This is a genomic window from Azorhizobium sp. AG788, from assembly GCF_004364705.1.
Lineage (GTDB): Bacteria > Pseudomonadota > Alphaproteobacteria > Rhizobiales > Xanthobacteraceae > Azorhizobium > Azorhizobium caulinodans.
In genome coordinates, this window is sequence record NZ_SOBM01000002.1 from 402,697 (window position 1) to 425,190 (window position 22,494).

At 67.7% G+C, this 22,494-nt stretch carries 20 protein-coding genes and 1 pseudogene; 10 read left to right on the forward strand and 11 right to left on the reverse strand.

Features of this window, described 5'->3' with window-relative positions:
• Window positions 1-25 precede the first annotated feature (25 nt).
• From DFO45_RS05915 to DFO45_RS05930, 4 genes are all read right to left on the reverse strand, one after another.
• Window positions 26-637 (reverse strand): LysE family translocator, encoded by a 612-nt coding sequence (locus DFO45_RS05915; RefSeq protein ID WP_133864152.1) that lies wholly within the window; start codon window positions 635-637, stop codon window positions 26-28.
• A 3-nt stretch (window positions 638-640) separates the two neighbouring features.
• Window positions 641-3,394, reverse strand: coding sequence for a DNA gyrase subunit A (gyrA, locus tag DFO45_RS05920; protein ID WP_133864153.1), 2,754 nt, complete (start codon window positions 3,392-3,394; stop codon window positions 641-643).
• A 189-nt stretch (window positions 3,395-3,583) separates the two neighbouring features.
• Window positions 3,584-3,979, reverse strand: a complete 396-nt coding sequence (locus DFO45_RS05925; protein ID WP_133864154.1) for a DUF2306 domain-containing protein — start codon at window positions 3,977-3,979, stop codon at window positions 3,584-3,586.
• Between the two features lie 79 nt (window positions 3,980-4,058).
• Complete coding sequence (locus DFO45_RS05930) at window positions 4,059-5,288, reverse strand: homoserine O-acetyltransferase (RefSeq protein WP_245517960.1); 1,230 nt, start codon at window positions 5,286-5,288, stop codon at window positions 4,059-4,061.
• Window positions 5,289-5,709: 421 nt separating this feature from the next.
• Here DFO45_RS05930 and DFO45_RS05935 point away from each other — a divergent pair, with 421 nt between their 5' ends.
• Window positions 5,710-6,213 (forward strand): N-acetyltransferase, encoded by a 504-nt coding sequence (locus DFO45_RS05935; protein ID WP_133864155.1) that lies wholly within the window; start codon window positions 5,710-5,712, stop codon window positions 6,211-6,213.
• Between the two features lie 75 nt (window positions 6,214-6,288).
• Here the strand turns inward: DFO45_RS05935 and DFO45_RS05940 are convergent, their stop codons facing one another.
• Window positions 6,289-7,728: a 3-deoxy-7-phosphoheptulonate synthase class II gene (locus DFO45_RS05940; protein WP_133864156.1), complete on the reverse strand. Its 1,440-nt coding sequence runs from the start codon at window positions 7,726-7,728 to the stop codon at window positions 6,289-6,291.
• Between the two features lie 313 nt (window positions 7,729-8,041).
• Between DFO45_RS05940 and DFO45_RS05945 the strand changes: the two genes are divergently transcribed.
• Entirely contained in the window at window positions 8,042-9,301 is a 1,260-nt protein-coding gene (locus DFO45_RS05945; RefSeq protein WP_043879277.1) for a multidrug effflux MFS transporter, read from the forward strand.
• A 37-nt stretch (window positions 9,302-9,338) separates the two neighbouring features.
• On the opposite strand, the gene DFO45_RS05950 is transcribed toward DFO45_RS05945, so the two are convergent.
• A complete protein-coding gene (locus tag DFO45_RS05950) occupies window positions 9,339-9,632 on the reverse strand; it encodes a hypothetical protein (protein ID WP_133864157.1) in 294 nt (97 codons plus the stop codon).
• A gap of 92 nt (window positions 9,633-9,724) precedes the next feature.
• Window positions 9,725-11,130, reverse strand: a pseudogene (gor, locus tag DFO45_RS05955) (glutathione-disulfide reductase).
• Window positions 11,131-11,341: 211 nt separating this feature from the next.
• Here gor and DFO45_RS05960 point away from each other — a divergent pair.
• Window positions 11,342-13,462 carry a glycosyltransferase family 2 protein gene (locus DFO45_RS05960; RefSeq protein WP_133864159.1) on the forward strand — a complete coding sequence of 707 codons (2,121 nt, stop codon included), beginning with the start codon at window positions 11,342-11,344 and terminating at the stop codon, window positions 13,460-13,462.
• 44 nt (window positions 13,463-13,506) lie between these two features.
• On the opposite strand, the gene DFO45_RS05965 is transcribed toward DFO45_RS05960, so the two are convergent.
• Window positions 13,507-14,304 carry an IclR family transcriptional regulator gene (locus DFO45_RS05965; protein WP_133864160.1) on the reverse strand — a complete coding sequence of 266 codons (798 nt, stop codon included), beginning with the start codon at window positions 14,302-14,304 and terminating at the stop codon, window positions 13,507-13,509.
• Entirely contained in the window at window positions 14,301-15,299 is a 999-nt protein-coding gene (locus DFO45_RS05970) for a 3-hydroxyacyl-CoA dehydrogenase (RefSeq protein WP_133864161.1), read from the reverse strand. Before DFO45_RS05970 ends, DFO45_RS05965 begins: the two co-directional genes overlap by 4 nt.
• 392 nt (window positions 15,300-15,691) lie before the next feature.
• Here DFO45_RS05970 and DFO45_RS05975 point away from each other — a divergent pair, with 392 nt between their 5' ends.
• The 7 genes from DFO45_RS05975 to DFO45_RS06005 all read left to right on the forward strand — a co-directional run bounded on the left by DFO45_RS05975 (window position 15,692) and on the right by DFO45_RS06005 (window position 20,756).
• Window positions 15,692-16,915 carry an ABC transporter substrate-binding protein gene (locus tag DFO45_RS05975; RefSeq protein WP_133864162.1) on the forward strand — a complete coding sequence of 408 codons (1,224 nt, stop codon included), beginning with the start codon at window positions 15,692-15,694 and terminating at the stop codon, window positions 16,913-16,915.
• Between the two features lie 128 nt (window positions 16,916-17,043).
• Window positions 17,044-17,319 carry a muconolactone Delta-isomerase gene (gene catC, locus DFO45_RS05980; protein ID WP_133864163.1) on the forward strand — a complete coding sequence of 92 codons (276 nt, stop codon included), beginning with the start codon at window positions 17,044-17,046 and terminating at the stop codon, window positions 17,317-17,319.
• 29 nt (window positions 17,320-17,348) lie between these two features.
• The gene (locus tag DFO45_RS05985) at window positions 17,349-17,657 is read left to right on the forward strand and encodes a YciI family protein (RefSeq protein ID WP_012170867.1); all 309 of its coding nucleotides are present in this window, start codon (window positions 17,349-17,351) and stop codon (window positions 17,655-17,657) included.
• The gene (locus tag DFO45_RS05990; protein ID WP_133864164.1) at window positions 17,654-18,373 is read left to right on the forward strand and encodes an SDR family oxidoreductase; all 720 of its coding nucleotides are present in this window, start codon (window positions 17,654-17,656) and stop codon (window positions 18,371-18,373) included. Before DFO45_RS05985 ends, DFO45_RS05990 begins: the two co-directional genes overlap by 4 nt.
• A gap of 26 nt (window positions 18,374-18,399) precedes the next feature.
• Window positions 18,400-19,434: a cyclase family protein gene (locus DFO45_RS05995; RefSeq protein WP_133864165.1), complete on the forward strand. Its 1,035-nt coding sequence runs from the start codon at window positions 18,400-18,402 to the stop codon at window positions 19,432-19,434.
• A gap of 20 nt (window positions 19,435-19,454) precedes the next feature.
• Entirely contained in the window at window positions 19,455-20,252 is a 798-nt protein-coding gene (gene pcaD / locus DFO45_RS06000; RefSeq protein ID WP_133864166.1) for a 3-oxoadipate enol-lactonase, read from the forward strand.
• Between the two features lie 99 nt (window positions 20,253-20,351).
• Entirely contained in the window at window positions 20,352-20,756 is a 405-nt protein-coding gene (locus DFO45_RS06005) for a DUF1801 domain-containing protein (protein ID WP_133864167.1), read from the forward strand.
• 21 nt (window positions 20,757-20,777) lie between these two features.
• On the opposite strand, the gene DFO45_RS06010 is transcribed toward DFO45_RS06005, so the two are convergent.
• Both DFO45_RS06010 and DFO45_RS06015 read right to left on the reverse strand, forming a co-directional pair.
• On the reverse strand, window positions 20,778-21,560 hold the full coding sequence (locus tag DFO45_RS06010) for a TetR/AcrR family transcriptional regulator (RefSeq protein WP_245517961.1): 783 nt from the start codon (window positions 21,558-21,560) through the stop codon (window positions 20,778-20,780).
• 38 nt (window positions 21,561-21,598) lie between these two features.
• Window positions 21,599-22,462, reverse strand: coding sequence for a sugar phosphate isomerase/epimerase family protein (locus DFO45_RS06015; protein ID WP_133864420.1), 864 nt, complete (start codon window positions 22,460-22,462; stop codon window positions 21,599-21,601).
• Window positions 22,463-22,494 lie beyond the last annotated feature (32 nt).

Here is a 22,494-nt window from a genome sequence, read left to right on the forward strand (position 1 = left end):
ACGGCGCGCAGCGCAATGGGGCGGGTCAGCGCCGGCCGGCGGCGAGCAGCACCAAGGCCCCGCCCGCGAGAATGCCGGCGGACACCCGGTCGGCGATGCGGGTGAAGCGGCCGGCAAGCGCCGCGCGGGCCCGGTCCGCCACCACCGCCCAGATCATGTCGCCCACCAGCGCGATCACCGCGAAGATGGCCGCGAGCAGCGCGATCTGCGGGCCGGGATCGGCGGTGTTGGTGACGAACTGCGGCAGGAAGGCCGCGTGGAACAGCAGCGTCTTGGGATTGGCGAAGGCAACCGCGAAGCCGCGCCCGAAGGAGGCTCGGCGGGTGGGCATGGGCTTGTCGCCCATCTTGCCGGCGCCGCGCCATTGCAGCACGGCGAGCCAGATCAGATAGGCCGCGCCGAGATAGCGGATCACGTCGAAATGGCGGGCGAACAGGTCCACCAGCCAGGAGAGGCCCGCCGCCACAGCGGCGAGCTGGAGGATGATGCCGACATTGACCCCAAGGGCGCTCAGCATGCCGGCCTTGCGCCCGTGCTTCAGGCTGGTGCCGACAATGAGCGCCACATTGGGGCCGGGCGTCGCGCAGAGAGCGAGGCAGGCGAGGATGAAGATGGCCAGGCTCTCTGCGGAGATCATGGATCAGGCCTCGGGGTTCTCGTCGGGGGCGCCGGTCTCCTCGCCTTCGCCCTCGGTCGCTTCGCCGGCCTCGTCCTCGCTGATGTGCTCCACCGAGACCACGCGCTCGTCCGCGGCGGTGTCGAAGACGATGACGCCCTGGCTGCTGCGACCGACGATGCGGATGCCGTTCACCGGGCAGCGGATGAGCTGGCCACCGTCCGTCACCAGCATGATCTGGTCGGCGTCGCGCACCGGGAAGGAGGCCACGAGCTTGCCGTTGCGCTCGTTCACCGCCATGGCGACGATGCCCTTACCGCCGCGCCCGGTGACGCGATACTCATAGGACGAGGTGCGCTTGCCGTAGCCATTCTCGGAGAGGGTGAGGATGAACTGCTCGTTCGTCTCCATCTCCAGGAACTTGACCGGATCGAGCTTGCCCTCGGCGGCGGGCGCCTCGCCCTCCAGCTCGATGGGCGCATCCTCGGCCGCCTGGGCGCGGGACTGGCGCAGATACTGCACGCGCTCTTCGGCAGCGGCATCGGTGTGGTTGATGATGGCCATGGAAATGAGCCGGTCGCCATCCTCCAGCCGGATGCCACGCACGCCCACGCTGTCGCGACCCTTGAACAGGCGCACCTCGGGGACGGGGAAGCGGATGCAGGCGCCGTTGGCCGTGGTCAGCAGAACGTCCTGATGCTCGTTGCAGAGCTGGACCGAGGCGATCTGCTCGCCCTCCTCCAGCTTCATGGCGATCTTGCCGTTGCGGTTCACCTGGCTGAAGTCGGCCAGCGCATTGCGCCGGACGGTGCCCCCGGTGGTCGCGAACATGATCTGCCAGAGGCTGTGCTCTTCCAGATTTTCCGGCAACGGCACGATGGAGGTGATCCGCTCGTCCGGCTGGAGCGGCAGGATATTGATGAGCGCCTTGCCGCGCGCCTGGGGCGCGGCGGCGGGCAGGCGCCACACCTTGAGCTTGTAGACCTGCCCCTTGGACGAGAAGAACAGCACCGGGGCGTGGGTCGAGGCCACGAACAGGCGGGTGACGAAATCCTCGTCGCGCGTCTGCATGGCCGAGCGCCCCTTGCCCCCGCGCCGCTGTGCCCGATAGGTGGACAGCGGCACGCGCTTCACATAGCCGGCGTGAGACACGGTAACGACCATGTCCTCGCGGGCGATGAGGTCCTCGTCGTCCAGATCGCCGAACCCTTCGGTGATCTCGGTCCGGCGGGGCGTGTTGAACTCGGCCCGCAGCGCCAGCAGTTCGTCGCGGATGATCGCCCGCATGCGCGGCCGGCTGGCGAGGATTTCCAGATATTCGGCGATCTCCAGCGCCAGCTTGTCCAGCTCGTCGGAGATTTCGTCGCGACCGAGGGCGGTGAGGCGCTGCAGGCGCAGGTCGAGGATGGCGCGGGCCTGCTCCATGGAGAGGCGATAGGTGCCGTCGCTGGCCACCACATGGCGCGGATCGGCGATCAAGGCCACCAGCGAAGCCACATCCTTAGCCGGCCAATGACGCTCCATCAGCCGCTCGCGTGCCGTCCCCGGATCGGGTGCGGTGCGGATAAGCTGAATGATTTCATCGATGTTGGCGACGGCGATGGCGAGACCCACAAGCACATGGGCTCGGTCGCGGGCCTTGCGGAGCAGGAACTTCGTTCGCCGGCTTACGACCTCTTCACGGAAGGCAATGAAGGCGGTGAGCGTATCGTGCAGCGTCATCACCGCCGGGCGGCCGCCGGAGAGCGCCACCATGTTCACGCCGAACGAGGTCTGGAGCGGCGTCATGCGGTACAGATTGTTCAGCACCACGTCCGCCTGGGCGTCGCGCTTCACCTCGATGACCACGCGCATGCCTTCGCGGTCGCTCTCGTCGCGGATCTCGGCGATGCCTTCCAGGCGCTTGTCGCGCACCAGTTCGGCGATCTTCTCGATCATCGTCGCCTTGTTCACCTGATACGGGATCTCGGTGATGATGATCGCCTCGCGCTCCTTGCGCACCGTCTCGATGGTGGCGCGGGCGCGCATCATGATCGAGCCGCGCCCGGTCATGTAGGCCTGGCGGATGCCGGAGCGGCCCATGATGAGGGCGCCGGTCGGGAAGTCGGGGCCGGGGATATAGTCGAGCAGCAGCTCGGGATCCATCACCGGATCGTCGAGCAGGGCCACCGTGCCGTCGATCACCTCGCCCAGATTGTGCGGCGGGATATTGGTGGCCATGCCCACCGCGATGCCGCCGGCGCCGTTCACGAGCAGATTCGGGAAGCGGGCGGGAAGAACGCTGGGTTCGTTTTCGGAATTGTCGTAGTTGGCCTGGAAATCGACCGTGTCCTGGCCGAGTTCATCCAGCAGCGACTGCGTCACCTTCTCGAGGCGCACCTCGGTGTAACGCATGGCCGCCGGCGGATCGCCGTCCACCGAGCCGAAGTTGCCCTGACCGTCGATCAGCGGCACGCGCATGGAGAAGGTCTGCACCATACGCACGAGGGCGTCATAGACCGACTGGTCGCCGTGCGGGTGATACTTACCGATGACGTCGCCGACGACGCGGGCCGACTTGCGATACTGTTTGTTCCACTCGTAGCCGTTCTCGTGCATCGAGAACAGGATGCGGCGGTGGACCGGCTTGAGGCCATCGCGCACGTCTGGCAGAGCGCGCGCGACGATGACGCTCATCGCATAATCGAGATAGGAACGCGACAGCTCGTCCGTGATGGAGACGGGCCGGATGTCCGAGGGGGTCGCGCCACCCTGCGGGGGCGTGTCGTTATCAGCCAAACGAGCACTCTTTCATGGTCGGCGATTAGCCGTTTCTTGTAGCCGATTCATCCCCGCAACACCAGCAAAAGCCCCCTCCCCGCGCCCAATAAAACCCTTGGCGGACAAGGGCTTGCGCGGGGCAGTTCAGACATCTGGGGATTGAGTGCCACATTCGAGCCGCAAACGGCCCTTTTCGGCCCCGCCGCCTCAGCCGAACACCACCTGATGCAGCAGCCGTCCGGGAACGAGCGTGAAGGCTCCGGCGCCGATCAGGGCCAGCCAGAAGAGCTTCATCATGATGCGGCGGTGATCCAGGATCCGCCCCTGCCGGACCGCCCGCACGGCGCCCCACAAACCGACCAGCGTGATGACCGAGAGGATGTGGATGGGGCTCCATGGCCCCCAGAGGCGCAATTCGTGAATGCCGAAGGAGCTCAGCGCGACGACCGCCATCAGCGCCACCCAGAGCCACCCCATCCGCTTGTGGGCGCCACTGCCCTTGGGCCGCATGACCTGCACCGTTCCGAGGGCCAGGGCCGCGAGCGCCGTCGCCGTATGGATCTGGATGGCCGGCGAGGCGGCAAGAAGCGGTTCGAGGGTCAAGGCGGCCTCCCGGCGGAACCGGGAGACCGTAGCGCAGAGCGGGCTCGATGTGAATGATGTTCACATTGAGCAAATCCCGTCATTTCGCGAGGAACGTGCGGATGGCGTCGCCCGCCTCCGAAATGTTGACGACGCCGTTCAGATGCCCGCGCCCGCCGCCGATCTTCACCTGTTCCACCTTGGCGCCGCCGGCGCGGATGCGCTCGGCCGTCTTGGCGATCACGGGGGGCGGGAAGACGAGATCCTCGTCCGTGGAGATCAACAGCACCGGCGCCTTGATGCGCGAGACAGCGGCATCCCCTCCGGCCACGAAGAGCTGGTTGGCCTTCACGAGATAGAGGAGATGGTTGGCATCCGAGAGTTCGGCGCGGGCGGCGGAGATCTTGTCGATCGTTGATTCCACCAGGAAGCGGTTGCCCATGGCGGTCGCTGGATCCTGCTGCGGCTCGGCCCATTTGCGGCCGAACGTGTCGTCCACCCAGGTCCAGTAGCCGGCCCAGAGCGTCACCATCTTGAGCGCCTGCGTCAGCCCCGCCTTGGGCGGGGTGCGGCCGTAATAATCGCCATTGTTCCAATTGGCATCGACGCGGATGGGCGCGCCCCACGCATCCAGCAGCGCGATCAGCCAGCCGCTGGTTTCGCTGGCGCCGATCACCGGAATGATGCGCCCCACCATCTCGGGATAGCTGGAGGCCCATTCATAGGCCTGCAAGGCGCCCATGGAGGCGCCCGCGACCGCATGGAGCTTGGTGATGCCGAGACTCTCGAGAAGCGCCTTCTGCACGTTCACGAAGTCGCGGATGCCGACCACCGGAAAGCTCATGCCATAGGGCTTGTTGGTGCCGGGTTGAAGGGAGGCCGGGCCGGTGGTGATGACGTTCGGATCGTAAGCGTTGAGGTTCACCAGCGTATCGGACGAGATGATGTAATATTTGTCCGTATCGAGCGGCTTGCCGGGGCCGATGATGGCGTCCCAATAGCCGGCGACCTTGTCATCGGCCTTGTATTTTCCCGCCGCATGGCTCGAGCCCGAGAAGAAGTGCGTGACGAGGATCACGTTGCTCTTGTCGGCATTGAGCGTGCCATAGGCTTCCCAGCCGATCTTCACATCCTTCAGCGGAGCGCCACCCTGCGTCGTGTAAGCGGGGAGCGTGAAACTCTTCTTCTCCACAATGGCATCGAGCGCGGATGCGGGCGTCGGCAGCACGGAACCGGCGACCGCAAGAGCGAGGGCGAAGGCTCCCGCCATGGCGCGCACATGGTTCGATTTCAGGCACAGGCGTTCAAGCGTCTGGGTGATCGGCCTCATCGCGTTTCCTCCGGCCGCCTGCGGCGGCGGTTTCAGGGCGCCCAGCTTCTTGTGAGCGCGACGGGGGAAACGGCCACGAAGGCGGCAGGCCACGGGGAACAGACGATCGGCGGCCTAGCCCTTCGCGCGGAGCCCCCCGGATCGCGCGGGCTGGGTCCGGTTAATGTGCGACGGCCCCCGCCGGCCCGCAATCGGCTTTCGTGTCCCGAGCCGGCTCGCCATTTTCCGGCCGGCGCTGGACCGGCCGCAAAAGCCGTGCTAATGGCGCCGCCTTCCCTTGAGGGTGTCATGATCCAGGCCTGCCAGCGACGACGAGAGACCGCCCCGCGCCTTGTGGCGCGGCGTCCTGCGTTCCTGCCTGCCTGAGTGGCCGTCGCGGCCCGGGCGGGTGCATCCCGTCTCGCGCCGAAGGCCCTGATCCATGACCGAACTGCCCATCACCGTCACGACCGAATCGCCTGAGAGCAACACCGCCATCGAGCGGTTGCACCAGCGGACCTTCGGCCCCGGCCGCTTCGCCCGCACCGCCTTCCGGCTGCGGGAGAACGTCCCTCACGACCTCACCCTCTCCTTCACCGCTTATGTGGGGACGATGATGGTGGGCTCGGTGCGCCAGACGCCCATCCTGATCGGCAGCCAGCCGGCGCTCCTGCTTGGCCCGCTCACGGTCGAGCCGCCGTTCCGGGCGGTGGGCATCGGCGGCCGGCTGATGCGGGTGTGCATGGACGCCGCGCGCGAGCAGGGCCACGGCCTGATCCTGCTGGTGGGGGATGAGCCCTATTACCGGCGCTTCGGCTTCAAGGTGGTGCCGCATGGGCGCATCGCCATGCCAGGCCCCGTCGATCCCGGCCGGCTGCTGATCGCCGAGCTGAAGGACGGCGCCTTTGAGGGCATCACCGGCCCCGCCCGCTCCATCGCCGCCTGAGCGGACACGTCCCCACAAACGAAAATGCCCCGGCGAACCGGGGCATCTCCAAAAGTTTGGTGAGACGGACGCGGCTTACTCGGCCGCGACCACCTCCCGGCGCCCGCGCGACTGGCGCGCGGTCTTGAGCAGTTCGGCTACCAGGAAGGCGAGCTCGATGGACTGCTCCGCATTGAGGCGCGGATCGCAATAGGTGTGGTAGCGGTCGCGCAGATCCTCATCCGAAATGGCCCGCGCGCCGCCGGTGCATTCGGTGACGTTCTTGCCGGTCATCTCGAGATGCACGCCGCCGGGGATCGTGCCTTCCGCCGCATGGACATCGAAGAAGGTCCGGATCTCGGACAGGATGCGGTCGAACGGCCGCGTCTTGTAGCCCGAGCCCGCCTTGATGGTGTTGCCGTGCATGGGATCGCACGACCACACCACCGTGCGGCCTTCCTTCTCGACCGCCCGCACCAGCGCCGGCAGGTGCTCGGCGGCCTTCTCCGCGCCGAAGCGGCAGATCAGGGTGATGCGGCCGGCCTCATTGTCGGGCTGGAGCACGTCCAGCAGGCGGATGAGACCGTCGGCCGAGAGCGAGGGACCGCACTTGATGCCGATCGGATTGCGGATGCCGCGGAAATACTCGACATGCGCATGGTCCGGCTGGCGGGTGCGGTCGCCGATCCACAGCATGTGGCCGGAGGTGGCGTACCAGTCGCCGGACGTCGAATCGACACGGGTCAGCGCCTGCTCGTAGCCGAGCAGCAGCGCCTCGTGGCTGGTGAAGAAATCCGTCGAGCGCATCTCGGGATGCACCTGCGGATCGATCCCGCAGGCGCGCATGAAGTCGAGCGCCTCGGTGATGCGGTTCGCCAGTTCCTGATAGCGGTGCGACTGCGGGCTGTCCTTCACGAAGCCGAGCATCCACTGATGCGCGTTCGCGAGGTTGGCATAGCCGCCCGAAGCGAAGGCGCGCAGCAGGTTCAGCGTCGCCGCCGACTGGCGGTAGGCTTCGAGCTGGCGATGCGGATCGGGAATGCGGGCGTCCGGCGTGAACGCAATGTCATTCACGATGTCGCCGCGGTAGCTCGGCAGTTCCACGCCGTTGACCGTCTCGGTCGGGGCCGACCGGGGCTTGGCGAACTGGCCGGCGATGCGGCCCACCTTCACCACCGGCGAGCCGCCGGAGAAGGTCAGCACCACGGCCATCTGCAGGAACACCCGGAAGAAATCGCGGATGTTGTCTGCCGAATGCTCGTCGAAGCTCTCGGCGCAGTCACCGCCCTGGAGCAGGAAAGCCTCGCCGGCCGCAACCTTGGCGAGGTGCGCCTTCAGGCGGCGGGCCTCACCTGCAAAAACCAGCGGCGGGTAGGAGGCGAGCTTGCCCTCCACCTCGCCGAGCGCGACCTTGTCTGGATAATCGGGCACCTGGACCACGGGATAAAATCGCCAGGAATCCGGACGCCAGCCTTCGGCGCGGCGAGACACGATCTCGGCGCTCGGGTTGCGGTCGGAAACAGGGCGGGTGGTCATAGTGATCTCCATCCAGTTTCGCGCGGCGCCCATGCGCCGTGCGTCCGGTCCTTGGCTCCATGGTCAGAGGATGCGGATTGGCGCTTATACACGACCCACCGGGGGCACGAAACCGGAACATGGCGGGTCTGCCCTGCGGATTGTCACATGAGCGCGACGTCTGCCTGAAAATCAGCCACGCAATGAGCCATGCGCTCCATGCAATCATCCCCGCCCGCCCTGCCCGCACAGGGACGCGCTTTTTGTCGCGGCATCGCTTAAAAGGGCTGGCCCTGCGCGGCTGGCGTCGCGCGGCCCCACCTTGAGTAAATGTATGACCAGATCTGATCCGGGCGTCGCATCGGCGGCGGCCCAGAAGCCCAGCTTTGTCGAATTCGTCGCCCTCGTCGCGCTGATGATGGGCGTCACCGCCTTCTCCATCGACAACCTGCTCCCGGCCTTCGAGCCGATCCGCGTCGATCTGAAGGTGCCCCGCGCCGGCGATCTCCAGCTCATCGTCACCGCCTACATGATCGGCTTCGCGCTGATGCAGCTGGTGTTCGGCACCATCTCCGACGTCATCGGCCGCAAGCCCGCCCTCATCATCGGTCTCGCCATCTATGCAGTGGGCTGCGGCCTGGCCATGGTCACAGACAACTTCACGGTCCTGCTGGTGGCCCGCGCAATCCAGGGCATGGGCACGGCGGCGGCCCGCGTGCTCTCTGTCGCCATCGTGCGCGACCGCTTCAAGGGCCGCGACATGGCCCGCGTCATGTCGCTGTGCATGATGGTGTTCCTCGTCGTGCCCGTGGTGGCGCCGACGCTCGGCAGCGCCATCCTGCTGGTGGGCACGTGGCACCTCATCTTCCTCGCCATGCTGGCGCTCGGCGTGATTCTGGCCGTCTGGTTCGGCCTGCGCATGCCGGAGACGCTGCATCCGGAAAATCGCGTGCCCTTCTCCGTCGCCTCCATCGTGCGCGGGCTGAAGGTCACGGTCACGACGCGGCGGGCCTTCGGCTATGCCACCGGCATGGGGCTGATGATGGGCGCGCTGATGTCCTTCGTCGCCTCGGCCCCGCAGATCTTCGACACCGAGGTCTATCATCTCGGCAGTGCCTTCCCCCTCGCCTTCTCGTCCGTCGCGGCGGTGATGTCGGCGGCGTCCTTCCTCAATTCCCGGCTCGTGGGGCGCATCGGCATGCGCCATCTCTCGCACGCCGCCATCATCGGCTTCACGCTGGTGGGCGGGCTGCAGGTGGCATTCGCCCTCGCCTATGACGGCAAGCCGCCCTTCCTGCTCTTCTGCACGCTGATCGCGCTCAACCAGGCGCTGTTCGCGCTCACCGTGCCGAACTTCAACTCCATGGCCATGGAGCCGCTCGGCGCCATTGCCGGCACCGCATCGTCCTTCATCGGCTTCTACACGACGCTGTTCGGGGCCATCATGGGCATGGTGGTCGGCCAGTCGGTGGCGGGGTCGGTGCTGCCGCTGGCGCTCGGCTATTTCTGCCTCGGCTTCCTCGCCATCCTCTCCACCTTCTGGGCCGAGAAGGGAAAGCTCTTCGGCGGCCAGATGGGCGCGCAGCCGCATTGACCCGTATCGGCGGGGCGCAACCGCCCCGCCGAACTCGTCAGTTGCCGGTTTCCTTGGCGCAGGCAGCGATGGTGGCCGACAGCTTCACCCGGCCCGCATTGTCTTCCGTCGCCTGCCGCAGGGTGCAGGCGTCGAGCGCCGTGAAGGCGCCGTCGCTGAGCTTGCGGCCCATGAACGCGTCGAGGGTCGCCCGCCGGTCCGGGGGCGTCAGCACCTGATACTTGAGCAAGGCTCCCGCCTTGTCCTGCTGCGGCGGGATCGGCGCCGCAGAGGCGGCGGCGGAGAGGAACACAGCGGCGGCCAGCACGGCCACAGAACCTGACTTGCGCACGGAATACCCCCGAAGGAATGGAACGCCCGCTTCGGCGCCGGATCGGCTGGAGGCGAGTCGCTCCACCCGAAATCCATCGACGCCCGCCGGCTCTATGGCAAAGCCGGTGGGCGTTCGTCCAGAGGGTCCGCTGGCGAGCTCACGCGCTCTTGGTGCGCAGCGTCACGAGTTCCTCTGCCGCCGTGGGATGGACAGCGACCGTGCGATCGAAATCCGCCTTGGTGGCGCCCATGCCCATGGCGATGGCGGCCATCTGGATGATCTCGCCCGCGCCCTCGCCCACCACGTGGCAGCCCAGCACCTTGTCGCTCTGCTGATCGACGATGAGCTTCACCAGCATGCGCGTCTCGCGGCCCGAGAGGGTCGCCCGCATGGGACGGAACTGGGACTTGTAGATGTCCACCGCATGCCCGGCGGCGCGCGCGGCGGTCTCGCTGAGGCCGCAGGTGCCCACCTCCGGCTCGGTGAAGACGGCGGTCGCGACGAGGCTGTGATCCACCCGCCAGGGCTTGTTGCCGAACACGCTGTCCGCGAAGGCATGGCCCTCGCGGATGGCCACGGGGGTCAGGTTGATGCGGTTGGTGACATCGCCCACCGCATAGATGGACGGCACATTGGTGCGCCCGTCCGCATCGACGATCACCGCGCCTACCTTGTCGGTGGCAACGCCCACGACGTCCAGCCCCAGGCCCGAGGTGTTGGGCAGACGGCCGATGGCCAACATCACCTCGTCCACCGCGATGGCGGAGCCGTCGGACAGGGTCACCGTCTTCGTGCCGCCCTCTGCGGTGATGCCGGTGAGGGTCTGGCCTGTGTGGAACACGATGCCTGAATGGGCCATCTCCTGCGCCACCAGCGCGCGCACGTCCTCGTCGAAGCCGCGCAGAATCTGGTCGGCGCGGAACACGAGATGCACCTCGCTGCCCAGCGCGCGGAACAGGCAGGCGAACTCCACCGCGATATAGCCGCCGCCCTGGATCAGGATGCGCGGCGGCAGGCGGGGCAGATGGAAGGCCTCGTTGGAGGTGATGGCGTGCTCGGCGCCGGAAATCGCGGGGCCGAGCGCGGGATGCGCGCCGGTGGCGATGAGGATGTGGCCGGCCTCGATCTCCTCGCCCGTGGCGACGAGGCGCACGCGGTTGGGGCCGATGATCTCGGCCCGCCCGTCCACGATCTCGACACCCGGCGCCACGAGGTTGCGGCGGTAGATGCCCTCCAGACGGGCGATCTCCTGGTCCTTGCGTGCGATCAGCGTCGGCCAGTCGAAGCGGGCGCCCTCCACGGTCCAGCCGAAGCCGGCCATGTCTTCCAGATCATGGGCATAGCGTCCGGCATAGACGAACAGCTTCTTCGGCACGCAGCCGCGGATCACGCAGGTCCCGCCGAGGCGATATTCCTCCGCCAGCATCACCTTCGCGCCGTGCTGGGCCGCGATGCGTCCGGCCCGCACGCCGCCCGAGCCGCCGCCGATGACGAAAAGATCCACGCTACGCGACATGACTGATTCCCTCCGGCGGCCGGCAAAGCCCGCGTCTGTGCGGTGCGGCTGAGATAGGTGCGACGGCCCACGACCGAAAGGCCGGAGCGGCGGCGGCGCAGTTCAGGGCGGCGCGGCACGCACGTCAAGCCGGCTTGCCCGGCCGGCGGCTTGGTGCTTCAACCGCGCTGGCGGCCGCGTCCGGCCGCGTTTTCAGGAAAAATCCGGCGCGATGTCCGACCTCATTCCGCCCCGCCCGTTGCGGGTGCGCCGCACCGCCGAAGGCGCCGCCGAGATCGCGCTGCCGCTTCCCATCCGCTGGCGGGCGCGCCGGCGGGGCTATGCCCTCGTGTTCTGGCTCGGCGGCACCATATCGCGCGGCGGTCGCTTCGTGGATCGCACCGGCCGGCCGCTCGGACCCGCGACGCTGGAGCCGGGCACCACGGGCGCGTTCGTGCCGAAAGGGGCGGTGGCGCTGCTGCTGCCAGATGCGCCGACGGATCTGACCATCGGCTATTTCCCACGCACCAAGGTGGAGTTGAAGCTTCATGCCTTCGCGGCCGGTCGGTTCGCTCCGGGCTCGGTGTTGAAGCGCTGGAAAGCGGCAACCATTGCCGCACGCGACCTGCGCGGCCTCCATGGCGCGCTGTTGCAGGCAGGTCCCGCCCATGCGCAGGAACAGGCGGCCTTCTACCGAGCCTATCGGGCCCGGTTCGTCGAGGACTTCGTCGCCGTTCCTCCGAAGGAGGCGGCCCCACCCCTCGCCTTCATCAGCGCCCTGACTGCCGCTGCGGATGTCGCGCGCGTGGCCGCGGCCCTCGCCGCACAGACCGACCCCAACTGGCAGTGGGTTATCCTGCACCCCGAAGGCGCCCCGCCCGTTCTTCCGCCTTCCGACGCGCGCATCCGTCTCGTGGCCCATGCGGCTCCCGAGGGACCGGAGGCCTTCAATGCGGCCAGCGCGCTCGTTCCGGCCGCGCTGGTCGCGCCCCTCGATCCGCGCGGCACGCCGACCCGCGATGCCGTCGCGATGATCCGCGCCGCCTTCGCCGTTCATCCCGATTGTGCGCTGCTCTATACGGACGAGGAGCGCCTCGATGACACCGGCACGCCGGTGGATGGCCTCTTCAAGCCGGCCTTCAACCGGCATCTGCTGCGCAGCCTCGATTATGTGGGGGCCCTCCGCGTCTTCTCGCCTGCCCGGCTGGCCGAGATCGCCGGGGCGCGCGCCGGCTTCGGCGCCGCCTGGGCCTATGACCTGCTGCTGCGGGCGGCCGAACCGCTCGATCCCGCGCGCATCCTGCACCTGCCGCGCGTCGCCTTCTCCCGCCCGCCGGAGATGGGCGACGGCACCTTCGCGCCGCACGTGGTGGCGGACGCCGCCGCCGCGCTCAAGGCCGCGACCGGCGTTGCCGAGGTTGAGGCCACCGCGGGACGCCTCCAGCCGGTCTATCCGCTGCCGGAGGATGCCCCGCTCGTCTCCTTCGTGATCCCCACCCGCGACCGGGCCGACCTGCTGGGCCTCGCGCTGCGTTCCATGATCGCGCTGACGCGCTATCGCAATTTCGAGATCGTGGTGGTGGACAACGGCTCGGTGGAGCCGGCGACCTTCGCGCTGTTCGAGGAGATCAAGGCCGCCTGGCCGCGCACGGTCATCGTGCGAGACGACGGCGGCTTCAATTATCCGCGCATCTGCAATCTCGGCGTCGAGGCCGCCTCCGGCAGTCTGATCGGCCTCCTCAACAATGATATCGAGGTGGTGGAGCCGGGCTGGTTGGACGAGATGGTGGCGCTCGCCGCTCTGCCGGGCACCGGGGTGGTCGGCGCCAAGCTGCTGTTCCCCGATCGCTCCATCCAGCATGCGGGCGTGATCTGCGGCCTGTTCGATTATGCCGCCCACTGGTTCGCCCATGCGGATCAGGATGCACCCGGCTATCAGGGGCGGCTGCACAGCCGGCAGAATCTGTCCGCCGTGACCGCCGCCTGCCTCCTGATCTCCCGTGCCTGCTGGGAAGCTATCGGCCCGCTCGATGCCGAGCGCTTTGCCGAGGATTGCAACGACATCGACCTGTGCCTGAGGGCGGTGGCGGCGGGCTATGAGCTGGTGTGGACGCCCTTCGCCTGCCTCATCCACCACGAATCCGCCTCGCGCGGGAAGCGCCGCAGCAAGGCCCATCGCGAGCGGCTGAAGGCCCAGCGCCGCCGCTTCGTGGAGCGCTGGCGGTCGAAATCGCTTATCGACCCGCACTACAATCCGAACCTGCGGCGCAAGAGCCTCTACGCGGCGCTGGCCAAGGCCCCCGAAGGCCCGCGCGAAGCCCGCACCTGCGCCGTGCCGAAGCCCCAGACTTAGAAGCCGCCCCGCGAGCCTGCTGCGGGACGCGGATCGAGGCAGACCTATTGCGGCAGGGCGGCGGAGATGCGCTGGGCGGCGTCCATAAGCACGGGCAGGAAGCGGTTGCGCATGGCCTCGAGAGGGGTGCGCCCCTCATGGGTCGAGACGTTGAGCGCAGCCAGCACCTCGCCTCGGCGATTGCGGATCGGGACGGCGATGGAGCGCAGGCCCAGTTCGAGTTCCTGATCCACCAGCGCCCAGCCCTGTCGGCGCGCCGTTTCCACCTCGTCCTTCAGGGCCACCTTGGTCGGCACGGTGCGCGGCGTGCGCTTCTCGATCCGCACCCGGTCGTAGAAGGCGGCGAGCTCCGCCGGCGGCAGGCCGGACAGCAGCACCCGACCCATGGAACTGCAATAGGCCGGCAGGCGCGAGCCGATGGACAGCCCGATGGTCATGACCCGCGCCGTGGGCTCGCGCGCCACATAGACGATGTCCTCGCCGTCCAGAACGGAGAGGGAGCAGGATTCCTGCAGGGTATTCACCACATCCCGCATCACCGGCTGGGCCACCTCCCACATGGGCAGGGAGGACAGATAGGCAAAGCCCAGTTCCAGCACCTTCGGGCGCAGGGCAAACCGCTTGCCGTCCGTCTCCGCAAAGCCCTCGCGCACGAGGGTCAGGAGGAAGCGCCGGGCGGCAGCGCGGGTGAGGCCGGTATGCTGGGCCACTTCGCTGAGCGTCATGCGCGGCTTGTATTGGCTGAAGGCCCGCAGCACCTGCAGGCCACGCGCGAGGGACTGGACGTAATCCTTCTCGTCGGCCGCCCCCTCGGCCCGCCCCTCCAGCACCTCGCTCGTCATGCCCCCTCCCTCAGACCGCCGGCGGCGGTGTTCTCCCCGGGCGCAGTATAGGTGGGACTTTCCCGTTCGGCAGCACGGGCCTTCATCAGCCGCTCGTCCCGCCAGGCAACCCGTGCGCCCCAGTCCTCAAGGGGCAGCAGGGCCCGTCTTTCAGCCGCAGCACGGGCGACGAGGGTCTCGTCCCATCCGTCCGGCTGGCCCCGCTCGGCGCCCATCTGCCGATAGCGCTCGCCCATGCGGCGGGCGTGCTCCTCAAGGCCGCCCTGATAGTTGAGATCGGCCGTCTCGAACGGGCCGACGATCGACCAGCGCAGGCCGAGGCCGGAGGTCATGACCCGATCGATGGACGCCACATCGGCAATGCCCTGCTCCAGCATCCAATAGGCTTCTCTCAGCACAGCCCCTTGCAGCCGGTTGTAGATGAAGCCGTTGACCTCGCGTTGCAGCACCACCGGAACCTGCCCGGCCTGGGCCATGAGGGCGCGGGTGCGCTCGACGGCCTCCGGATCGGTGAAGGGGGCCGGCACGATCTCGGCGATGGGCAGGAGATGGGGCGGGTTGGCCGGATGGGCCACGAGGCAGCGTGCGCGCCCCGGAAGGGCCGCCGCGAACTCGGATGCCGGCAGCGACGATGTGGAACTGGCGAGCACCGCCTCCGGCGCCGCCACCGCATCCATGGCACGGAAGACCTGCGTCTTGAGGTCGAGCCGCTCCGGTACGTTCTCCTGGACATGAACGGCGCCGGCGATGGCGGCGCCGAGCGTTTCTGCCACTGTGATCCGTGCCATCACGACGCCGGGCGCCTCCGACAGCAGGTCATAGGCGGCGAGCGCGGCCAGGCGTTCCGCCACAGCTCCGAGCACCGCGCTACGCACGGCTGGCGCGGCGTCATGGACGCGCACCTCCCGGCCGGAGCGAGCGAACACGATTGCCCACCCCACCCCCATGCTGCCGCCGCCCACGACAGCCACCGGGCCGTTTCGTCCTGTGTCCATGGCGATCACCGATGTGCGAATTGAGGGAAAATGTTCGTTATGCGAACACAAAACGGGGCCCAAAAGCTTTTCAAGCGAGTGCTCGACCGATTTGGGTCGATCGCGCAAGCAAATGCAAGCGGTCTCACATTCGAGTATTTCCGGTTTTGTTGTGCAGGTGCAGCATCGATTATGCTTGACCGCAACAGCATGGCAGACGTACCAATTTCCGCATAGATGTTCGACATACGAACACGACGGTTCGAGATGCGGCGATGGGAAGGTCCCGCCTTCCATGCCCGTTCGTCCGAGATTGAGACGCAGTTCAACGCGCATCACCGCAGTGATCCCGCGCGTCCTTCGTCATCGACAGCCGGGCTGCCGCATCCTGCTTCAGCCCCCCGGGAGGAAACATGAAGACCAAGGCCCTCGCGGCGCCCTTTGCGGCGGCGCTCTTTGCCAGCGCCATGATCGTGACCCCAGCGGCCGCCCAATATGCCGGCGGCGGGGTGAAGATCGGCGTGCTCACCGACATGTCCGGCGCCTATTCGGATCTCGCCGGCGCTGGCTCGGTGGAAGCCGCGAAGATGGCCATTGAGGATTTCGGCAAGCCCATCAACGGCAAGCCGGTGGAACTGGTCTCCGCAGATCACCAGAACAAGGCCGACATCGCCTCCGCCACCGCCCGCAAGTGGTACGACACGCAGGACGTGGACGCCATCTTCGACATCAACGGCTCGGTGGCCGCACTCGCGGTGCGCGAGGTCTCCCGCGAGAAGGGCAAGGTCGACATCAATTCCGGCGCCGCTGCGATGGCGCTCACCAACAAGGCCTGCTCGCCGACCGGCCTGCACTGGACCTATGACGTCTATTCGCTGGCCGCCGGCACCGGCAACGCGCTGGTGAGCGAGGGTTTCAAGACCTGGTACTTCATCACGGCGGACTACACCTTCGGCCACGATCTGGAGAACCAGGTGGCGAAGATCGTGAAGGAGAAGGGCGGCACGGTGAAGGGCTCGGTGGCCCATCCCTTCGGCTCTCCGGACGTGTCCTCCTACCTGCTCCAGGCGCAGGGCTCGGGGGCCAAGATCATCGCCATGGCGAACGCTGGCGCCGATACCATCAACACCATCAAGCAGGCGCGCGAATTCGGCATCACGCAGGGCGGCCAGACGCTGGCGGCGCTGCTGCTGTTCATCACGGACATCCACTCCGTGGGCCTCGAAGCCGCACAGGGCATGGTGCTGACCACCGGCTTCTACTGGGACACGGACGAGAAGACCCGCGCCTTCTCCAAGCGCTTCGCCGCCCGGATGAACGGCAAGATGCCCACCATGGTGCATGCGGGCGTCTATTCGTCCGTCCTGCATTATCTCAAGGCCGCGGAAGCCGCCGGCACCGACGACGGCGAGAAGGTGGTGGCCAAGATGCGCGAGTTGCCCATCGACGACATGTTCGCGAAGAACGGCAAGATCCGTGCGGACGGCCGCATGGTGCACGACATGTATCTGGCGAAGGTGAAGTCCCCCAAGGAGTCGAAGGGCGCGTGGGACTATTACCAGATCGTCCGCGTCATCCCCGGCGACGAGGCCTTCCAGCCGCTCAGCGAGAGCACCTGCCCGCTCGTCAAGAAGTGAGCCTCCGGCGTGCCGGGCCGCTCGTGCCCGGCCGCCCCTTGGGGGATCCGGCCGCGCCGGATTGTCCGTCCCCTTTAGCTTCAGGCCGCAGGACGTTCCGTCCGCCGCCCCTCACGAGAGCCAGGGTCATGCTGTTCCACGTCGAAATGCAGGTGAACATTCCGCACGATTTTCCGGCCGAGAAGGCGGATGCGATCAAGGCGGCGGAGAAGGCCTATGCGCAGGACCTCCAGCGGCAGGGCAAGTGGCTCCACCTCTGGCGCATCGCCGGGCGCTACGCCAACGTGTCCATCTTCGAGGTGGAGAGCGTGGACGAACTGCACCAGCTTCTCTCCTCGCTCCCGCTGTTCCCGTTCATGGACATCAAGGTGACGCCGCTCGCCCGTCATCCCTCCGCCATCTGAGGACGCAGGCCTGAAGGGGACGCGCCCACATGCCCTACATGATCGAGACCTTCGACAAGCCCGGCACACTCGACCTGCGCGCCCGGGAGCGCGATGCACACCTCGCCTTCCTTGATGCGCACAAGCACCTGCTTCTGGCCTGCGGCGCCAAGCTGGACGACGAGGGCAATGCCTCCGGTGGCGGGCTCTATGTGGTGGCACTGGAGACGCGGGCCGAGGCGGAAGCCTTCATCGCAGTTGATCCCTTCTTCACCGCAGGCCTGTTCGAACGCGTTCAGATCACCCGCTGGCGCAAGGCCTATGTGGATGGCGTGTGCTATCTGCCGGAGGCGAAATGACGGACCGCACGCTGGTCACAGGCGGAGCGGGCGGAATCGGCCTCGCGGTGGCCCGGCAGGAGCGGATGGCCGGCCGTGCGTTGGTGGTGCTGGACCGCGAGCCGCCGCCGCCCGACCTTGAGGCCCGCTTCCTCTGCGTGGACCTGATGAGCGAGGCGGCGACCGCGGGGGCGCTCACCGAGGCGCTCTCCGAGGGCCCGATCACCCGTCTCGTGAACAATGTGGGCATGGTGCGCCCTGCCAGCCTCGATGACACGACGGCGGAGGATTTCGCGGCCGTCATGCGGCTTAATCTCGGCGTCGCCATTCAGGTCACGCAGGCGCTGGTGCCCAGCATGCGGGCCGCCCGCTTCGGGCGCATCGTCAATGTGTCCAGCCGTGCCGCCTATGGCAAGGAACTGCGCACCGCTTACGCCGCCAGCAAGGCCGGCCTTCTCGGCGCCACCCGCACCTGGGCTCTGGAACTGGGGCGCGACGGCATCACGGTGAACGCCGTGGCGCCCGGACCCATTGCCACGCCGCTGTTCACAGCAGCCAACCCGCCGGATGCGCCCCGCACCCGCGCCATCGTGGAGTCAATCCCCGTGGGCCGCATGGGCACGCCGGAAGATGTGGCGCAGGCCGTGAGCTTCTTCCTCGGCGAATCGGCCGGCTTCATCACCGGCCAGACGCTGCCGGTCTGCGGCGGAATCACCGTTGGCAAGGGCGCGAACTGAGGCCAATGCCCCATAGGGAGAATACCATGCCGTCCGATCGCCGCTGGGTCCGCCGTCCGGAAGGCTCCACCTGGGGCGATTTTGGGCCGGACGACGAGCTCGGCCGCCTGAACCTCATCACACCCGACAAGGTCCGCGCCGCCGTGGCCGAGGTGTCGGAAGGGCGCACCTTCTGCCTCAGTCTGCCGCTCGACAGGCCCGGCGGGAACGTCCTGAATGTGCGGCGTGTGCCGCCCGTGCTGAAGCCCACCGGTCCGGAGGACAATCCGCGCTTCAATGCCATGCTCTGCGCGGATGACGCCTGCTTCGTGGACGTGGTCTGCGACGACAAGGTGGAGATCTGCCTGCAATATTCCACCCAGTGGGACAGCTTCGCCCATGTGGGCGCCCTGTTCGATGTCAGCGGCGAGGGGCGCCCCGAGCCGGTCTATTACAACGGCTTCCGCGCGGGCATCGACATCGTGGGCCCGCGCGAGGCGGCCGAACGGGACATCGCCCCCGGCGCCCACCGTCTGGGCATCCAGAATGCGGCGGCCCATGGCGTCCAGGGACGCGGCGTTCTGGTGGATCTCCTTTCCCCCTTCGGAACGGATCGCCATCTGGTGGGCTATGATGATCTGATGCGGGCCATGGAGGCTCAGGGCGTCAGCGTGGAGGAGGCAGATATCCTGTGCCTCTACACCGGCTTCACGGAGGTCATCATGGGGATGGGCGGCCAGCCGGACGGCGCCGTTCTCGCCCGGAGTTGCGCCGCGCTCGATGGGCGCGACGCGCGCCTCCTCCAGTGGATCGCCGACAGCCGCATTTCGGCGCTGGTTGCCGACAATTATGCGGTGGAGCAATTGCCGGCCAAGCGCCTTGCCTCCAATACGCAGGCCTCGATGCCGCTCCATCATCACTGCCTTTTCAAGCTGGGCGTGCCGCTGGGCGAACTGTGGTGGCTTGCCGATCTCGCCGCCCATCTGCGCGCCGCCGGCCGCAGCCGCTTTCTGCTCACCGCCCCTCCCTTGCGCCTCCCCGGCGCGGTGGGGTCCCCCGTCACGCCGATTGCCACCGTCTGAACGCCCCGCCGGAGACCTGCATGCCCTTTCTCGCCATCGACGGACGCACCGTTCACTACGCCCTTGAAGGACGTACCGACGCGCCGGTTCTCCTGCTCGCCAACTCTCTGGGGACCAGCTTCCTTGTTTGGGACGCGGTGATGCCGGCGCTCGCCGCGCACTTCCGCGTGCTGCGGTACGACATGCGCGGCCACGGCCTCTCCGACGTCGCCCCGCTGCGGGACGAAGCCAACGGCTATTCAATTGCGGACCTTGCCGGCGATGCCCTTGGGCTTCTGGATGCGCTGGGCATCGCGAAGGCCCATGTGTGCGGCCTCTCCATCGGCGGCATGGTGGCCCAGCACCTGGGCGCCCAAGCCCCTGCGCGGGTGGATCGCCTCGTCCTGTGCGACACCGCCATGCAGATCGGCCCGGCCTCGGTCTGGAACGAGCGCGTCGCGGGCATCCGCCGCGATGGTCTTGCCGCCATCGCCCCGGGCGTGATGGGCCGGTGGTTCACCGACGGGTTCCGGGAGCGCGTTCCGCACATCGTGCGCGGCTATGCCAACATGGTGGCCCGCACCACGCTGGACGGCTATGTGGGCTGCGCCCTCGCGGTGCGCGACGCCGACCTCACCGCTTCCGCCGCCCGCATCACGGCTCCCACGCTGGTGGTGGTCGGCGACAAGGACCCCTCCACACCCCCGGCCGCCGCCGAGGCCATGGCCGCTGCCATTCCCGGCGCCCGGCTGGAACTCATCGCCGATGCCTCGCACATCCCTTGCGTGGAGCAGCCGGAGGTTCTTGCCCGCCTGCTGCTGTCTCATCTGGCGGGTTGAGGGATCGGCGGGAAACGTGTTTGGCGAGCTGGTGCAAGGCTCCTCCTTGGCCCGTCCCTATGCCATGCTCGGAGCGCCGACGACACAGGCGAGGGGCTGATGGCAGGCGAAGCCGATAATCCAAGCGCACTGATCGACGCCAAGATCGCCGGGCTGAGCGACTGGCGCGGCGAGACACTCGCCCGGATGCGCAAGCTGATCCGGGACACGGTCCCCGGCGTCGTGGAAGCCGTGAAGTGGCGCAAGCCGACCAATCCCGCCGGCGTGCCCGTCTGGGAACAGGACGGAATCATCTGCACGGGCGAGATCTACAAGGCCTATGTGAAGCTCACCTTCCCAAAGGGGGCGCTGCTCGCCGATCCGGCTGGACTCTTCAATGGCAGCCTGAACGGCCAGTCCATGCGCGCCATCGATATCCGCGAGGGCGATGTCATCGACCCGGACGCGTTTGCTGAACTGGTCCGCGCAGCGGTCGAATTCAACGCCGCCAAGACCAAACGGTGAAGGGGGGCCACTGCCCGCGGCTCAGGTCCTCTGGGCCGGATCCGAGCCGAGCGCCGACAGGGTCGCCGCCTGCGGCGGCAGACGCAGGGCATTGAGGACCAGTTCGGCCACATGGGCGCGGCGGGCGGCCAGTTCCTTCTTGGACGCCAGGTCGCGATTGAGGATGACCGACAGCGTGAAGATGTTGGAGAAATAGAAATAGGACAGGCCGGCAATGGATATCCAGAGCTGCGCCGGATCGTGCCCGTCCCGGAACACGCCCTCCTTCACGCCCCGCTCGACGATAGCGCTGATCATGCCGATAAGCGGCGAATGCATGTCCTTCACCCGCTCGGATTCCTTCAGGTGCCGGGCCTGATGCAGGTTTTCGCTGTTCAGCAGGTTGATGAAGGTGCGCTCGCCGATGAAGCTGTCGAACGTGAAGGTCACGAGCCGCCGCATGGCGTCCTCGGGAGAGAGGCTTTCGAGATTGAGCTTCAGTTCCGAGGTGCGCGCTCGCTCGTAGGCGGCCTCCAGCACGGCCAGCCAAAGCCCGCGCTTGGAGCCGAAGTAATGATAGATCATCCGCCGGTTGGCGCCCGAGCGCGAGGCGATGGCGTCGATGCCCGCCCCGGCGAAACCGCGGGCTGAAAATTCGGCTGTGGCAGCGGAGAGGATGCTCGCCTTGGTGCGCTCCGGGTCGCGGGTCCGCACCACGCGTCCCCCCTCTGCGGCCTTGGACTTCGCCGGCGCACGGGCTCGGCTGGGCGTTTCCGGCGCACCCGCCCCCATGTCCTGCTCGTCCAGCCCGCTCGCACCAGCCACGCGTGCCACTTTGCCCCTCGCTCCAGCCGTTTTGCCGCTTATACGACGGAGCGGTGACGGGAGATACAGGTGCCAAGCACCTCCTCCATCGGCTTCGCCCACCAGTGCTCGGAGAAGATCTCCACTTCCGCGAAGCCTTGATACCCTTGGGCTTCCACCTGCGCGCGGATGGCTTTCAGGTCGATCGCGCCGTCGCCCATCATGCCGCGGTCGTTCAGCATGTCGGCCATGGGCACCAGCCAGTCGCACACGTGATAGGCCAGCAGCCGATCGCGGCCCGCCCGCACGATCTGGGCGGACAGGTCCGGGTCCCACCAGACGTGGAACACGTCCAGCGCGACGCCCAGAATCCCGCTTCGCTCCGGGTCCAGCCGGTCGCAGATGTCGAGCGCCTGCCCCATGGTGTTCACGCAGGCACGCTCAGCGGCATACATGGGATGGAGCGGCTCGATGGCGAGCGGCATGTGGGCGCTGCGGGCGTACTCCAGCAGCGTGCCGATGCCATCCTCCACCAGGGCGCGCGCCGCCCCGATATCCTTCGAGGGTGCCGAGCCCGGCCGGGCATATTGCGGCAAGCCACCCACCACGAGAACGAGGCAGGACGCGCCCAGAGCGACCGCCTCATCCACGGCGCGCCGATTGTCGTCGCGGACCTCGGACAGGCGGGCGGGGTCAGCCGGGAACATCCCGCCCCGGCAGTAGCCCGAGAGCGCAAGACCGGTCGCCTTCACCGCCTCCACCGCGCGGGGCAGCCCGATATGGGCCACCTGATCGCGCCAGGGCGAGATGGCGCGGATCTGCGCCCGCGCGCACGCCTCGATGATGGTCGCAAGATCGCCCTGCCTGCGCACCGTCGCGGTGTTGATGGAGAGCAGGCGGTGATCTGCCGAGAAGTCCCTCAGGGCGGGCTTGAGGGCGCTGGGTGCGACACGGT

Coding starts and splice junctions, on each gene's coding strand:
- DFO45_RS05940 (WP_133864156.1), bottom strand. CDS start 7,728: ATGACCACCCGCCCTGTTTCCGACCGCAACCCGAGCGCCGAGATCGTG.
- DFO45_RS05960 (WP_133864159.1), top strand. CDS start 11,342: ATGTCCGACCTCATTCCGCCCCGCCCGTTGCGGGTGCGCCGCACCGCC.
- DFO45_RS05915 (WP_133864152.1), bottom strand. CDS start 637: ATGATCTCCGCAGAGAGCCTGGCCATCTTCATCCTCGCCTGCCTCGCT.
- DFO45_RS05995 (WP_133864165.1), top strand. CDS start 18,400: ATGCCGTCCGATCGCCGCTGGGTCCGCCGTCCGGAAGGCTCCACCTGG.
- DFO45_RS05990 (WP_133864164.1), top strand. CDS start 17,654: ATGACGGACCGCACGCTGGTCACAGGCGGAGCGGGCGGAATCGGCCTC.
- DFO45_RS05985 (WP_012170867.1), top strand. CDS start 17,349: ATGCCCTACATGATCGAGACCTTCGACAAGCCCGGCACACTCGACCTG.
- DFO45_RS05945 (WP_043879277.1), top strand. CDS start 8,042: ATGACCAGATCTGATCCGGGCGTCGCATCGGCGGCGGCCCAGAAGCCC.
- pcaD (WP_133864166.1), top strand. CDS start 19,455: ATGCCCTTTCTCGCCATCGACGGACGCACCGTTCACTACGCCCTTGAA.
- DFO45_RS05975 (WP_133864162.1), top strand. CDS start 15,692: ATGAAGACCAAGGCCCTCGCGGCGCCCTTTGCGGCGGCGCTCTTTGCC.
- DFO45_RS05935 (WP_133864155.1), top strand. CDS start 5,710: ATGACCGAACTGCCCATCACCGTCACGACCGAATCGCCTGAGAGCAAC.
- DFO45_RS05970 (WP_133864161.1), bottom strand. CDS start 15,299: ATGGACACAGGACGAAACGGCCCGGTGGCTGTCGTGGGCGGCGGCAGC.
- DFO45_RS05930 (WP_245517960.1), bottom strand. CDS start 5,288: ATGAGGCCGATCACCCAGACGCTTGAACGCCTGTGCCTGAAATCGAAC.
- catC (WP_133864163.1), top strand. CDS start 17,044: ATGCTGTTCCACGTCGAAATGCAGGTGAACATTCCGCACGATTTTCCG.
- DFO45_RS06005 (WP_133864167.1), top strand. CDS start 20,352: ATGGCAGGCGAAGCCGATAATCCAAGCGCACTGATCGACGCCAAGATC.
- DFO45_RS05965 (WP_133864160.1), bottom strand. CDS start 14,304: ATGACGAGCGAGGTGCTGGAGGGGCGGGCCGAGGGGGCGGCCGACGAG.